We start from the raw sequence: 12,198 nt of genomic DNA, 5'->3' as shown, positions 1-12,198 counted from the left end.
CTCGGGCGCAGGGGCGCCGCGGCGCAGTATAGCGCCGCGGCCGGCGGATCAGGAAACGGCTTCGGGGTGCCTCTGACCGCTGCGCACCGCCGCGGCGGGAAACCGGTGCCAGCGACGCGGAACGGCGTAGAGGCGCTGTCCGCGCGCAAGCGCAAGGCGCTCGAAGTCGGCATGGCGCACCGTGGCCAGCCAAGGCGCGGAGAGCCAGTCGGCCTCGAGTTCGACGCGCACCTCGGCGCCCACCGGCGAGATGGAGGTGACCGTCACCGGCAGCTGCGCCTCGGCGCTGGGCGTCTCGGTGAGCCGTACCTCGTGGGGGCGCAGCAGCAGCTCCTCCGGCCCGTCGGGCAACTCCACCGCCAACTGCGCATCGCCGCAGGTGAGCACGCCGTCGCGCACTTCGCCCTCCAGGTGGTTGACGTCGCCCAAGAACTCGAACACGAAGCGGTTGGCCGGTGCGCGGTAGAGGGCGTCCGGGGTGTCGATCTGCTCGATGCGGCCGTTGCTCATCACCACCACGCGGTCGGAAAGCTCCAGCGCCTCCTCCTGGTCGTGGGTGACGAAGACGCTGGTGAAGTTCAGCTCATCGTGCAGGTGGCGCAGCCAGCGCCGCAGCTCCTGGCGCACCTTGGCGTCGAGGGCGCCGAAGGGCTCGTCGAGCAGCAGCACGTCGGGGCGCAGCGCCAGGGCCCGGGCCAGCGAGACGCGCTGCTGCTGGCCGCCGGAGAGCTGCGCCGGGTAGCGGCCGGCGAAAGCCTCGAGCTGGACCATCTCCAGCAGGCGGAGCACTCGGGTGCGGATCTCCCCGCTGCTCGGCCGCTGTTTGCGTGGCAACACGGTGAGCCCGAAGGCCACGTTGTCGAACACCGTCATGTGGCGGAACAGCGCGTAGTGCTGGAACACGAAGCCGATGCGCCGGTCGCGCACGTGGACCTGGGTGACGTCGCGCTCGCCGAACAGGATGCGCCCGGCCGGCTCGCGGTCGGCGCTCTCCAGCCCGGCGATGATGCGCAGCAGGGTGGTCTTGCCCGACCCCGAGGGGCCGAGCAGGCCGACCAGCTCGCCGTCGTGGATGTCCAGGTTGACCGGCTCCAGCGCGCGGGTTTGGCCGCGGCCCGGCTTGCCGAAGGTCTTGGCGACGTTGTGAAGACGGATGCTCATGCCATAGCCTCCCGGCGCGCGGCGCGCCATTCCAGGCCGGCCTTGGCGGCCAGCGTGAACAGGGCGATCAGGGCCAGCAGGGCGGCGCTGGCGAAGGCGCCCACGGTGTTGTAGTCCTGGTAGAGCAGCTCGACGTGCAGCGGCAGGGTGTTGGTCTCGCCGCGAATCGCCCCGGAGACCACCGAGACGGCACCGAACTCGCCCACCGCCCGGGCGTTGGTGAGGATCACCCCGTAGAGCAGCGCCCAGCGAATGTTGGGCAGGGTGACGCGGCGGAAGAGCGTGAAGCCCCGGGCGCCGAGCGTCACCGCGGCTTCCTCCTCGCGGGAGCCCTGGGCCTGCATCAGCGGGATCAGTTCGCGGGCCACGAAAGGGCAGGTGACGAAGAGGGTCACCATCAGGATGCCCGGCCAGGCGAACATCAGCTGGATGTCGTGGGCGTCTAGCCAGCCGCCGATCCAGCCGTTGCGGCCGTAGAGCAGCAGGTAGACGAGGCCCGCCACCACCGGCGAGACGGCGAAGGGGATGTCGATCAGCGTCTGCAACAGGCGCCGCCCCGGGAAGGTGAACCGGGTCACCAGCCAGGCCAGGGCCACGCCGAACACCAGATTGACGGGAATGGTCAGCAGCGTGACGAAGAGCGTCAGGCCGATGGCGGCCACGGTGTATTCGTCGCTGACGTTGCTCCAGAACACGCCCATGCCCTGGGCGAAGGCCTGGGCGAAGATCGCCACCAGCGGCAGCAGCAGGAAGAGCCCGGCCAGCGCCACGGCGGAGAGGATCAGGCCGCGGCGCACCGCCGGGGCATCACCGATACGTTGCATCAGCCGTTTCCTCCGTGCAGTCGCCGGACAAAGCGCCCCTGCCAGATGTTGATGGCCAGCAGCAGAAGCAGCGAGACGGCGAGCACCACTGAGGCGATGGCCGAGGCGCCGGCGTAGTCGTACTCCTGCAGCTTGACGAAGATCATCAGTGCGGTGATCTCGGTCTCGTAGGGCATGTTGCCGGCGATGAAGATGATCGCCCCGAACTCGCCCAGCGAGCGCACGAAGGCGAGCCCCGTGCCGGTGACCAGCGCTGGCCACAGGTGGGGCAGGATCACTCGCCGGAAGGCTACCCCATCGCGGGCGCCCAGGGTCATGGCGGCCTCGTCCACCTCGTGGGGAAGGTCCTCGAGCACCGGCTGCACGGTGCGCACCACGAAGGGGATGCTGGTGAAGGCCATGGCCAGCGCGATGCCCACCCAGGTGTAGGCCACCTCGAGGCCCAGCGGTTCGAGCAGCTGGCCCATCCAGCCGTTACTGGAGTAGAGGGTGGCCAGCGTGATGCCGGCCACGGCCGTGGGCAGGGCGAAGGGCAGGTCCATCAGGGCGTCGAGCAGGCGCTTGCCGGGAAAGGCGTAGCGCACCAGCACCCAGGCGAGCAGCAGCCCGAAGGCGGCGTTGATCAACGCCGCGACGGCGGCAGCACCGATGGTCACCAGGTAGCTGGCCACCACCCGCCCCTCGGTGATGATGGCCCAGTACTCGGCCAGGCTCACCCCGGCCAGCTGGCCGAAGAGCCCGGTCAACGGCAGCAGCAGCACCAGCGAAACGAAGGTCAGGCTGATGCCGAGCGACAGACCGAAGCCCGGCAGCACCCGCTTGGGGGCGCTGCCGGCCAGTGAGGCGAGCGTGATCATCGACGTTGTAGCTGATCCAGCAGGGCGCCACTCTCGAAGTGGGTCGCCATGGCGTCATCCCAGCCGCCGGCGATCGCTTCGACCGTCAGCAGCTCGGTCTCGGGAAACTGCTCAGCGAACTCGGCCACGACCGCCTCGTGGTGCACGCGGTAGTTGAAGCCGGCGAGCAGGCGCTGCATTTCCTCTGTATAGAGGTACTCGAGGTAACCCCGGGCCAGGTCCTGGGTGCCGTTGCGTTCGGCATTCTCCTCGACCACGGCCACCGGGAACTCGGCGAGGATGCTCACCGGGGGCACGATCACTTCAAAGTCGTCGCTGCCGTACTCGCCGCGGATGTTGTTGACCTCGGACTCGAAGCTGATCAGCACGTCGCCAATGCCGCGCTCGATGAAGCTGGTGGTAGCGCCGCGGCCGCCGGTGTCGAACACCACCACGTTGCCGAGGAAGGTGCGCATGAAGTCGTGTATCTGCTCCTCGTCACCCTCGAAGGCCTGGTCGGCGAAGCCCCAGGCGGCCAGATAGGTGTAGCGGCCGTTGCCGGAGGTCTTGGGGTTGGGGAAGACGATCTCCACGTCCTCGTTCACCAGGTCGTCCCAGCTCTCGATGCCCTTGGGGTTGTCCTTGCGCACCAGAAAGGCGGTGGTGGAGTAATAGGGCGAGGCGTTGTTGGGTAGTTGCTGTTGCCAGTCCTCGGCCACCAGGCCGGCATCGGCCAGCACCTGCACGTCGGTGACCTGGTTGTAGGTCACCACGTCGGCGCGCAGCCCCTGGAGGATGGCGCGCGCCTGGGCCGAGGAGCCGCCGTGGGACTGCTTGATGGTCACTGCCTCACCGTGCTCGGCCTGCCACCATGCCTTAAACTCGGGATTCACGGCGGCGAAGAGCTCGCGGGCGATGTCGTAGGAAGAGTTGAGCAGCTCGCGCTCGGCGGCCAGCGCCGGGGTAGCCAGAGACGCGCCCAGGGCAACGGCGACGGCGGTACGACGCAGGGTCGTCAGCAGGGTCATGCCAGTGACTCCATGTCCGTGGAAGGGAGATGGCGACAAGGCTAATCCTGCTCTCATGGAATTACAATGGGAATTTTTATTCAATTTAGATATATATGTGTGGCCGCTACGCGCCATATCGCCCCGCGGTTCCCCGGCATTCGGCGCTTCCTGTTAGACTAGGGCACTCACCTGACAGCCTGAACTTGCCTGACGGATATGCCATGACCGATGCCACCCGCGACTGCCTTATCGCTCCCTCGATCCTGTCCGCCGACTTCGCCCGTCTCGGCGAGGAGGTCGACAACGTCCTGGCTGCCGGGGCCGACATCGTCCATTTCGACGTCATGGACAACCACTACGTCCCCAACCTGACCATCGGCCCCCTGGTGTGCGAGGCGCTGCGCAAGCACGGCGTCACTGCGCCCATCGACGCCCACCTGATGGTCAAGCCGGTGGACCGCCTGATCGGCGACTTCATCGATGCCGGGGCTACCTACATCACCTTTCACCCCGAGGCGTCGGATCACATCGACCGCTCGCTTTCACTAATCCGTGACGGTGGCTGCAAGTCGGGGCTGGTCTTCAATCCCGCCACGCCGCTCTCCTTCCTCGACTACGTGATGGACAAGGTCGACATGGTGCTGCTGATGAGCGTCAATCCCGGCTTCGGTGGCCAGGCCTTCCTGCCCGGCACCCTCGACAAGCTGCGCGAGGCGCGCCGGCGCATCGACGCCTCCGACCGGGACATCCGCCTGGAGATCGACGGCGGCGTCAAGGTCGACAATATCGCCGAGATCGCCCGCGCCGGCGCCGACACCTTCGTAGCCGGCTCCGCCGTGTTCAGCGCTGCCCGCGACAGCGACCCCCACCGCTACGACAGCGTGATCCGCGCCTTCCGCGAGCAGCTCGCCACGGCACGGTGAGTGCGCCCACGCCGCCCCGCTGGTACCTCTATGTGATCGAGACCGCCGGCGGCGCCCTCTACACCGGGATCACCACCGACGTCGCCCGGCGCCTCGCGCAGCACGCCGCAGGGCGCGGCGCCAAGGCGCTGCGCGGCCGCGGGCCGCTGACGCTGGTCCACCAGGAGGCGGTGGGCAGCCGCGGTGAGGCGCTGCGCCTCGAGGCTGCCGTGAAGCGGCTTTCCGCCGCCGGTAAGCGGACCTGGTTGGTCCGGCGGACGGACGGCACCGGCTCAATGTAGCTTGAGGCGCGGGCGGATGAAGCGGTTGAGGCCGTCCACCAGCACGATCACCCCTGTCTTCAGGCTACCGTGAATGGCGCGCTGATGCAGACGGTAGAGCGAGGCGTAGAAGAACTTGGCCAGGTGGCCCTCGACGAACAGGCGGCGAGCCGAGGCGCCGCGCATCAAGGTGCCGATCGCCTCGAAGTGGGCCAGCGAAATCAGCGAGCCGCGATCGCGATAGACGAAGGGCGTGAGTGGCTTGCCGTCGAGTTGGGCGCGCAGGTTGCGGTAGAGCAGCTGCGCCTGCTGGTGGGCGGCCTGGGCGCGGGGCGGTACCGTGCTGCCGTCCGGCTGCGGGCAGCTGGCGCAGTCGCCGAAGGCGAAGAGGTTAGGGTCGTCAATGCTCTGCAGAGTCTCGTGAACGGTAATCCGCTGGCCCTTGGCTAGGGTCAGGTCGAGCTGGGTGAGAAAGTCGGGGGCCTTGATGCCCGCCGCCCAGACGTTGAGGTCGGTGGCCAGGCGCTGGCCATCGGCGGTGTGGATGGCGTTGGCGTCGATTTCGGTCACCCGAGTGGCGGTGTGTACCTGGACGCCGAGCCCCTGCAGCTCCTGGCGCACAGCCTGGCGGATCCGCTCGGGCAGGGCCGGCAGCACGTCCTCGGCGGCCTCGATGAGGTGAACGTCGAGATGGCTGCCGTCCAGCTCGGTGACGCCATAAGTCTGCAGCATCAGCAGGGCGTCGTAGAGCTGGGCGGCGAGCTCCACCCCGGTGGCGCCGCCGCCCACGATGCCCACCCGGAGCCGCGGGGATTGCTGCTGCCCGGCGGCGCTGTAGCGCAGGAAGGTGTTGAGCATGGCGTGCCGGAAGGCCTCCGCCTGCTCGGGGCTGTCGAGGAAGTAGCAATGCTCGGCGACCCCGGGGGTGCCGAAGTCGTTGCTGACGCTGCCCAGCGACAGCACCAGACGGTCGTAGGTTAGCTCCCGGGCCGGCAGGATCTCCTGGCCCTCGTCGTCGAGCACCGCGGCCAGCTGCAGCCGGCGCTGCTCCCGGTCGAGCCCGCACAGCGTGCCGCGCTGGAAGCGATAGCCATTGGCCCGGGCATGCCCGGGGAAGGCGATCTCGTCGAGGCCGGAATCGAGCGCGCCGGTGGCGACCTCGTGCAGCAGCGGCTTCCAGATATGGGTCGGGCTGCGGTCGACCAGCACGATCTCGGCCCGCCCGCGGCGGCCGAGCCGCCGTCCCAGGCGGGTCACCAGCTCCAGGCCGCCGGCGCCGCCGCCGACCACCACAATTTTCGGTACGCTCATCAATGAACTCCCTGGCACTTGAAAACCCCAGCATAGGCCCGCTGACATTCCCTGCCCATGGCCTGTGCGGCACAATATGGCTTTTCCTGCCGTGGAGGCATCGCATGCACCCCATCCTGACCGGCATCCGCCTGATTACCTTCGATCTCGACGGCACCCTGGTCGACTCCGTGCCCGACCTGGCTGTGGCCGTGGATGCCGCGCTGAGCGACCTCGGCCTGGCCCCGGCGGGCGAGGCGAAGGTGCGCGACTGGGTGGGCAACGGCTCGCGGGTGCTCATGGCGCGCGCCCTGGCCGAGGCCCAGGGTCAGCCGCCGACCGAGGACGCCCTCGACCGCGGCCATGAGGCCTTTCTCGGCCACTACGGTCGCGATCCGGGGTCGCGCACGTGCCTCTACCCCGGCGTGCGCGAGGCGCTTGACGGCCTGCGCTGCGCGGGCTACCCGGTGGCGCTGGTGACCAACAAGCCCGCCGCTTTCATTGCGCCGATTCTCGCCGGCTTCGGGCTCGAAGGGCACTTCGCGCTCTGCCTGGGCGGCGACTCGCTGCCGCAGAAGAAGCCCGACCCCGCGCCGCTGCTGCACGTGGCCGCGCACTTCGGCGTGGCGCCTGCGGGCTGCCTGATGGTGGGGGATTCGCGCCACGACATCGCCGCCGGCCGGGCGGCGGGCTTTCGCACCCTGGCCGTGCCCTACGGCTACAATCACGGTGAGCCGGTGCGCGACAGCGGCCCCGATGGCGTGGTTGAATCGCTGGCGGAACTCGTTTAGGCTGATTTTACCGAGGCTATAAGCGCAGCCTCATCAATGAATTCTTGCTATAACCGCTGCCTGGCGCAGCTGCGATAACCTCAGTCCCCGCCGGGACACGCTTCGATGGACTGCCGCATGACGCGCAAATACCTCCCCCATCGAGACGGCGACCTGTTCGCGTTCGCCGCCTTTCCGACTCTGCCGCTCGCCGTGCCCGGCGGCTGGCGATGGTGACGCTCACGCTTTGCGGCGAGTCCCGTTTCGCTCGCCTCTGATACGCGCCTCCTCGCTCACCCCTCACCCTCGAGGACCCGGGCATGATGACCCCCGAACGTTTCCGTGATCTGGCCCAGGCCGGCTACAACCGCATTCCGGTCACCCACGAGGTACTGGCCGATCTCGACACTCCGCTTTCCACCTACCTCAAGCTCGCCGACGCACCCTGGACCTTCCTGCTCGAATCCGTGCAGGGCGGCGAGAAGTGGGGGCGCTACTCGATCATCGGCTTGCCCAGCCACGAGCGGGTCGAGGTGCGCGACTTTCGCGTGCGCCACCTGATCGATGGTCGGGAGGTTGAAGCAGCGGAAGTCGAGGATCCGCTGGCCTGGATCGAGCAGTTCCAGGCGCGCTTCCGGGTGCCGCGCCTCGACGACCAGCCGCGCTTCGACGGCGGCCTGGTGGGTTACTTCGGCTACGACACCATCCGCTACATCGAGCCGCGGCTGCGTGGCCCCCAGGTGGCAGCCAAGCCCGATCCGCTGGGTGTGCCCGACATCCTGCTGATGGTGTGCAACGAACTGGTGGTGTTCGACAACCTCTCGGGGCGCCTGACACTCTGGACCCACGCCGACCCGGCCGAGGCGCACGCTTACGAGAACGCCCGCGAGCGCCTCGAGCGCCTGGAGATCCGCCTGCGCAGTGCCACCCTCAACACCACGAGTCCCGGCAGCGGCGCCGCGGCGGTGGAAGAGGGGCACTTCACCTCCGGCTTCACCGAGGAGGGCTTCAAGGCGGCGGTGGAGCGCATCAAGGAGTACGTGCTGGCCGGCGACATCATGCAGTGCGTGCCCTCGCAGCGCATGTCGATTCCCTATCGCGCCTCGCCGCTCGACCTTTACCGTGCGCTGAGAAGCCTCAACCCCTCGCCCTACATGTTCTTCTTCAACCTCGACGACCACCATGTGGTGGGCTCCTCGCCGGAGATCCTCACTCGCCTGGAAGACGGCGAAGTGACGGTGCGGCCCATCGCCGGCACCCGGGTGCGCGGCAAGAGCGAGGCGGAAGATCAGGAGCTCGAGGCCGAGCTGCTCGCCGACCCCAAGGAGCGCGCCGAGCACCTGATGCTGATCGACCTGGGGCGCAACGACGTGGGGCGCATCAGCGAGACCGGCTCGGTGACGGTCACCGACCAGATGGCGGTGGAGCGCTATTCTCACGTGATGCACATCGTCTCCAACGTCACCGGGCGGTTGAAACCCGGGCTCTCGGCCATGGACGTGCTGCGTGCCACCTTCCCGGCAGGCACGCTCTCCGGGGCGCCCAAGATCCGGGCGCTGGAAATCATCGACGAGCTCGAGCCGGTCAAGCGCGGCGTCTACTCCGGGGCGGTGGGGTATCTCTCCTGGCACGGCAACATGGACACCGCCATCGCCATCCGCACCGCGGTGATCAAGGACGGCGAGCTGCACGTCCAGGCCGGCGCCGGCGTGGTGGCCGACTCGGTGCCCGAGCTGGAGTGGCAAGAGACTCTCAACAAGGGCCGCGCCATCTTCCGCGCCGTGGCCATGGCCGAGCGCGGCCTCGACAATCTCGAATAGCGACCTGCCACCCCCAAATTATCGCGTCCGGCCCAGGCGGGGCGCGCGCCCCACGGGGCCCGAGAGAGAGCGAATCATGAAAGTCTGCATGATCGACAACTACGACAGCTTCACCTACAACGTGGTGCAGTACCTGGGGGAGCTGGGCGCCGAGGTGGTCACCCACCGCAACGATGCCATCACCCTCGAGGAGATCGAGGCGCTGGCGCCGAGCCACCTGGTGATCTCGCCCGGCCCCTGCACGCCCAACGAGGCGGGCATCTCCATGGCGGCCATCGAGCGCTTCGCCGGGCGCCTCCCCATCCTCGGCGTGTGCCTCGGCCACCAGGCGATCGGCCAGGTCTACGGCGGCCAGGTGGTGCGCGCGCCCCAGGTGATGCACGGCAAGACCTCGCGCATCCGCCACCGCGGCCAGGGCGTCTTCACCGGTCTGGAGGACCCGCTGGAGGTGACGCGCTATCATTCCTTGGTGGTGGCCCGTGAGGGAGTGCCCGAATGCCTCGAGGTGACCGCCTGGACCGATGACGATGACGTGACGCCGGGCCTGATCATGGGCCTGCGCCACCGTGAGCTGGACATCGAAGGCGTGCAGTTCCACCCCGAGTCGATCCTGACCCGCCAGGGGCATGAGCTGCTGGCGAACTTTCTCAAACGCCAATGAGCCGCGCCCGCTGATCCGCGCCTGACATTTAGGAGAACTGCCCATGCAGATGCGAGACGCCATCGCCGCGGTAATGCGCCGCGAGAACCTCAGCTTCGAGGCTACCCACGCGGTGATGCGCCAAATCATGACCGGCGAGGCCACCGACGCCCAGATCGGCGGCTTTTTGATCGGTCTGGCCATGAAGGGCGAGACCGCCGAGGAGATCAGCGCTGCGGCCCAGGTGATGCGTGAGCTGATGAAGCCGGTCCGGGTGGACGCCGAGAACGTGGTGGACATCGTGGGCACCGGCGGCGACGGCGCCAACCTCTTCAACGTCTCCACGGCGGCGAGCTTCGTCGCCGCGGCGGCCGGGGCGCACGTGGCCAAGCACGGCAATCGCAGCGTCTCCTCCTCCTCGGGCAGCGCCGACCTCTTCGACGTCGCCGGCATTCACCTGGATCTCACCCCAGAGCAGGTGGGGCGCTGCATCGAGCAGGCGGGCGTGGGCTTCATGTTCGCGCCCAACCACCATCCGGCCATGCGCCACGCCATCGGCGCGCGTCGCGAGATGGGCGTGCGCACCCTGTTCAATATCCTCGGCCCGCTCACCAATCCGGCCGGCGCGCCCAACCAACTGCTCGGCGTCTATTCCCCCGAGTTGGTGCCGGTGATGGCCGAGGTGCTGCGCAAGCTGGGCAGCCGCCACGTCATGGTGGTGCACGCCGAGGACGGCCTCGACGAAATCTCGCTGGCCGCGCCGACCCGGGTGGCCGAGCTCAAGGACGGCACGATCCACGAGTACAGCGTCACGCCCGAAGAGGTGGGCATCGCGCGCCAGGAGCTCGCCCCGCTCAAGGTGGTCAGCGCCGAGGACAGCCTGCGCCTGGTGCGCGAGGCGCTGGTCGGCGAGGGCGAGGCCGCGGACATCGTCGCCCTCAACGCCGGGGCGGCGCTCTACTGCGCCGGCATCGCCGACAGCTTCAAGGAGGGGGTGCTGATGGCCCAGGATGCCCAGGCCTCGAAGCTGCCGCTGGAGAAGATGAAGGAACTCAGCGACTTCACCCGGGTGCTGATGCCCTGATACCGACCGCGGCGGCCTATCTGCCGCCTCTGAGCAGGATTGCCCCATGAGCCGAACCCAGGACGCCACCCCGACCATCCTCACCCGCATCCTCGCCCGCAAGGACGCCGAGGTCGCCGAGCGGCGGCGCGCCGTTGCCGAGAGCGAGCTGCTGGCGCTCGCCGAGAAGCAGAGCGCACCGCGCGGCTTCATCGCGGCGCTCGCCCGGCGCCTTGATGAGGGCGACCCGGCGGTGATCGCCGAGGTGAAGAAGGCCTCGCCCTCCAAGGGGGTGATCCGCGAGGACTTCCACCCCGGCGAGATCGCCGCCAGCTACGCCGCCGGCGGCGCGGCCTGTCTCTCGGTTCTCACTGACGCCGACTTCTTCCAGGGCCACGAGGACTTCCTCATCGAGGCTCGCGACGCCTGCGACCTGCCGGTGATCCGCAAGGACTTCATCGTGCACGGCTACCAGGTGAGCGAGGCCCGCGCCATCGGCGCCGACTGCATCCTGCTGATCGTCGCCGCGCTTGACGACGCCCAGCTCGTCGACCTGCACCAGCAGGCCGTGGCGCTGGGCATGGACGTGCTGGTGGAGGTGCACGACGCCCAGGAACTGGAACGCGCGCTCCAGCTCGACCTGGGGTTGGTGGGCATCAACAACCGCAACCTGCACAGCTTCGAGACGCGACTCGAGACCACCCTCGAGCTGCTGCCGCGCATTCCCGCCGGCGTGACCGTGGTCACCGAGTCCGGCATCCACACTCGCGACGACGTGCTGCGCATGCGCGAGCACGACGTGCACGGCTTTTTGGTCGGCGAGGCCTTCATGCGCGAGGACGAGCCCGGCGAGGCGCTGCGCCGGCTGTTTTTCTGATGAACCCTGCTCGTCAGCCCTGTGAGCCAGACCGTGCGGGGCGAAGGGAAAGTCTCCGCGCTGCGGAACCAGTTGAGCTGAGCTCCTATCAAGAGCATGAGTGATAAGGGACTGACCGGCTCAAGAACAGCCTAGAAACTCAATTCCACCCCGGCATAGAAGGTGCGGCCCGCCGCCGGTTCGTAGAACCCTCTTTCGCTAATTGGGCGATCGGGGTTGGCGTTGATCCGCACGTTCTCGAAGTACGCCTCGTCGAAGAGGTTGCGGATGCCCAGATGGACCCCAAGAAGGGTCGCCCCCCCGCCCAGCGGCCAAGCGTCGCCGCCCTTGAGATTGACCAGCCAGTGGTCGTCGATGGGCACCTGATTGGCGTTGTCGGCGTAGAAATCCCCGGTGTATTGCGCCTCCACGCTGGCGAAGCGCTCGCCGCTGCCGTACCAGGTCAGGCTGTTGTGCCACAGCTGGCGCGGCAGACCGGGCAGGCGGTTACCGGCGAAGTCGTCCTCTTCGTCGGCGAAACGCTCAAAGCGGTAGTCGGCCAGCGTCAGGGCGCTGGTCAGGCGCCAGTCCAGGGCGAAGCTCCAGTCGATGCCGAGCTCGATGCCGTCGCGCGAGGTGCGTCCGGCATTCTCGAAGAAGGTCCGGCCCTCCGGGCCGTCGAAGCCGATCAGCAAAAAAATCCGCGTGAACCCTCGCCCACTCGGGCGGGGAGGTAAGCGAGCAG

13 protein-coding genes are annotated in these 12,198 nt (G+C 68.3%); 7 read left to right on the top strand and 6 right to left on the bottom strand.

Annotated features, from left to right (window positions below):
• Nucleotides 1-48 precede the first annotated feature (48 nt).
• The 4 genes from FEF15_RS12140 to cysP are packed head-to-tail and all read right to left on the bottom strand — an operon-like array spanning nucleotide 49 to nucleotide 3,849.
• Nucleotides 49-1,161: a TOBE-like domain-containing protein gene (locus FEF15_RS12140; RefSeq protein ID WP_163559438.1), complete on the bottom strand. Its 1,113-nt coding sequence runs from the start codon at nucleotides 1,159-1,161 to the stop codon at nucleotides 49-51.
• Nucleotides 1,158-1,985: a sulfate ABC transporter permease subunit CysW gene (gene cysW, locus FEF15_RS12135; RefSeq protein ID WP_163559437.1), complete on the bottom strand. Its 828-nt coding sequence runs from the start codon at nucleotides 1,983-1,985 to the stop codon at nucleotides 1,158-1,160. Before cysW ends, FEF15_RS12140 begins: the two co-directional genes overlap by 4 nt.
• Nucleotides 1,985-2,842 (bottom strand): sulfate ABC transporter permease subunit CysT, encoded by an 858-nt coding sequence (gene cysT / locus FEF15_RS12130; protein WP_163559436.1) that lies wholly within the window; start codon nucleotides 2,840-2,842, stop codon nucleotides 1,985-1,987. The genes cysW and cysT overlap by 1 nt, the downstream gene beginning before the upstream one ends.
• Nucleotides 2,839-3,849: a thiosulfate ABC transporter substrate-binding protein CysP gene (cysP, locus tag FEF15_RS12125; protein ID WP_163559435.1), complete on the bottom strand. Its 1,011-nt coding sequence runs from the start codon at nucleotides 3,847-3,849 to the stop codon at nucleotides 2,839-2,841. The genes cysT and cysP overlap by 4 nt, the downstream gene beginning before the upstream one ends.
• Nucleotides 3,850-4,052: 203 nt before the next feature.
• On the opposite strand from cysP, the gene rpe reads away from it, so the two are divergent.
• Together rpe and FEF15_RS12115 are read left to right on the top strand one after the other, a co-directional pair.
• Nucleotides 4,053-4,754 (top strand): ribulose-phosphate 3-epimerase, encoded by a 702-nt coding sequence (gene rpe, locus FEF15_RS12120; protein WP_163559434.1) that lies wholly within the window; start codon nucleotides 4,053-4,055, stop codon nucleotides 4,752-4,754.
• The gene (locus tag FEF15_RS12115) at nucleotides 4,751-5,035 is read left to right on the top strand and encodes a GIY-YIG nuclease family protein (protein ID WP_163559433.1); all 285 of its coding nucleotides are present in this window, start codon (nucleotides 4,751-4,753) and stop codon (nucleotides 5,033-5,035) included. Before rpe ends, FEF15_RS12115 begins: the two co-directional genes overlap by 4 nt.
• Here the strand turns inward: FEF15_RS12115 and FEF15_RS12110 are convergent.
• Nucleotides 5,027-6,325, bottom strand: coding sequence for an NAD(P)/FAD-dependent oxidoreductase (locus FEF15_RS12110; protein WP_163559432.1), 1,299 nt, complete (start codon nucleotides 6,323-6,325; stop codon nucleotides 5,027-5,029). The two genes, FEF15_RS12115 and FEF15_RS12110, sit on opposite strands and share 9 nt — an antisense overlap.
• Before the next feature lie 104 nt (nucleotides 6,326-6,429).
• On the opposite strand from FEF15_RS12110, the gene FEF15_RS12105 reads away from it, so the two are divergent.
• The 5 genes from FEF15_RS12105 to trpC all read left to right on the top strand — a co-directional run bounded on the left by FEF15_RS12105 (nucleotide 6,430) and on the right by trpC (nucleotide 11,474).
• Nucleotides 6,430-7,095 carry a phosphoglycolate phosphatase gene (locus FEF15_RS12105; RefSeq protein WP_163559431.1) on the top strand — a complete coding sequence of 222 codons (666 nt, stop codon included), beginning with the start codon at nucleotides 6,430-6,432 and terminating at the stop codon, nucleotides 7,093-7,095.
• Between the two features lie 302 nt (nucleotides 7,096-7,397).
• The gene (gene trpE, locus FEF15_RS12100) at nucleotides 7,398-8,894 is read left to right on the top strand and encodes an anthranilate synthase component I (RefSeq protein ID WP_163559489.1); all 1,497 of its coding nucleotides are present in this window, start codon (nucleotides 7,398-7,400) and stop codon (nucleotides 8,892-8,894) included.
• Nucleotides 8,895-8,970: 76 nt separating this feature from the next.
• Entirely contained in the window at nucleotides 8,971-9,555 is a 585-nt protein-coding gene (locus tag FEF15_RS12095; RefSeq protein WP_163559430.1) for an aminodeoxychorismate/anthranilate synthase component II, read from the top strand.
• 43 nt (nucleotides 9,556-9,598) lie between these two features.
• On the top strand, nucleotides 9,599-10,618 hold the full coding sequence (trpD, locus tag FEF15_RS12090) for an anthranilate phosphoribosyltransferase (protein WP_163559429.1): 1,020 nt from the start codon (nucleotides 9,599-9,601) through the stop codon (nucleotides 10,616-10,618).
• A gap of 46 nt (nucleotides 10,619-10,664) precedes the next feature.
• Nucleotides 10,665-11,474 carry an indole-3-glycerol phosphate synthase TrpC gene (trpC, locus tag FEF15_RS12085; RefSeq protein ID WP_163559428.1) on the top strand — a complete coding sequence of 270 codons (810 nt, stop codon included), beginning with the start codon at nucleotides 10,665-10,667 and terminating at the stop codon, nucleotides 11,472-11,474.
• Nucleotides 11,475-11,605: 131 nt separating this feature from the next.
• Here trpC and FEF15_RS12080 read toward each other — a convergent pair.
• A partial coding sequence (locus FEF15_RS12080; protein WP_205598523.1) for a TonB-dependent receptor occupies nucleotides 11,606-12,198 on the bottom strand: 593 nt, incomplete at its 5' end.

The sequence above is a fragment of the Halomonas sp. NO4 genome (genome assembly GCF_010994375.1).
In the GTDB taxonomy this organism is placed as follows: Bacteria; Pseudomonadota; Gammaproteobacteria; order Pseudomonadales; family Halomonadaceae; genus Halomonas.
Note: the sequence above shows the minus strand (reverse complement) of the source record. Positions and strands in the feature narration are given on the sequence as shown.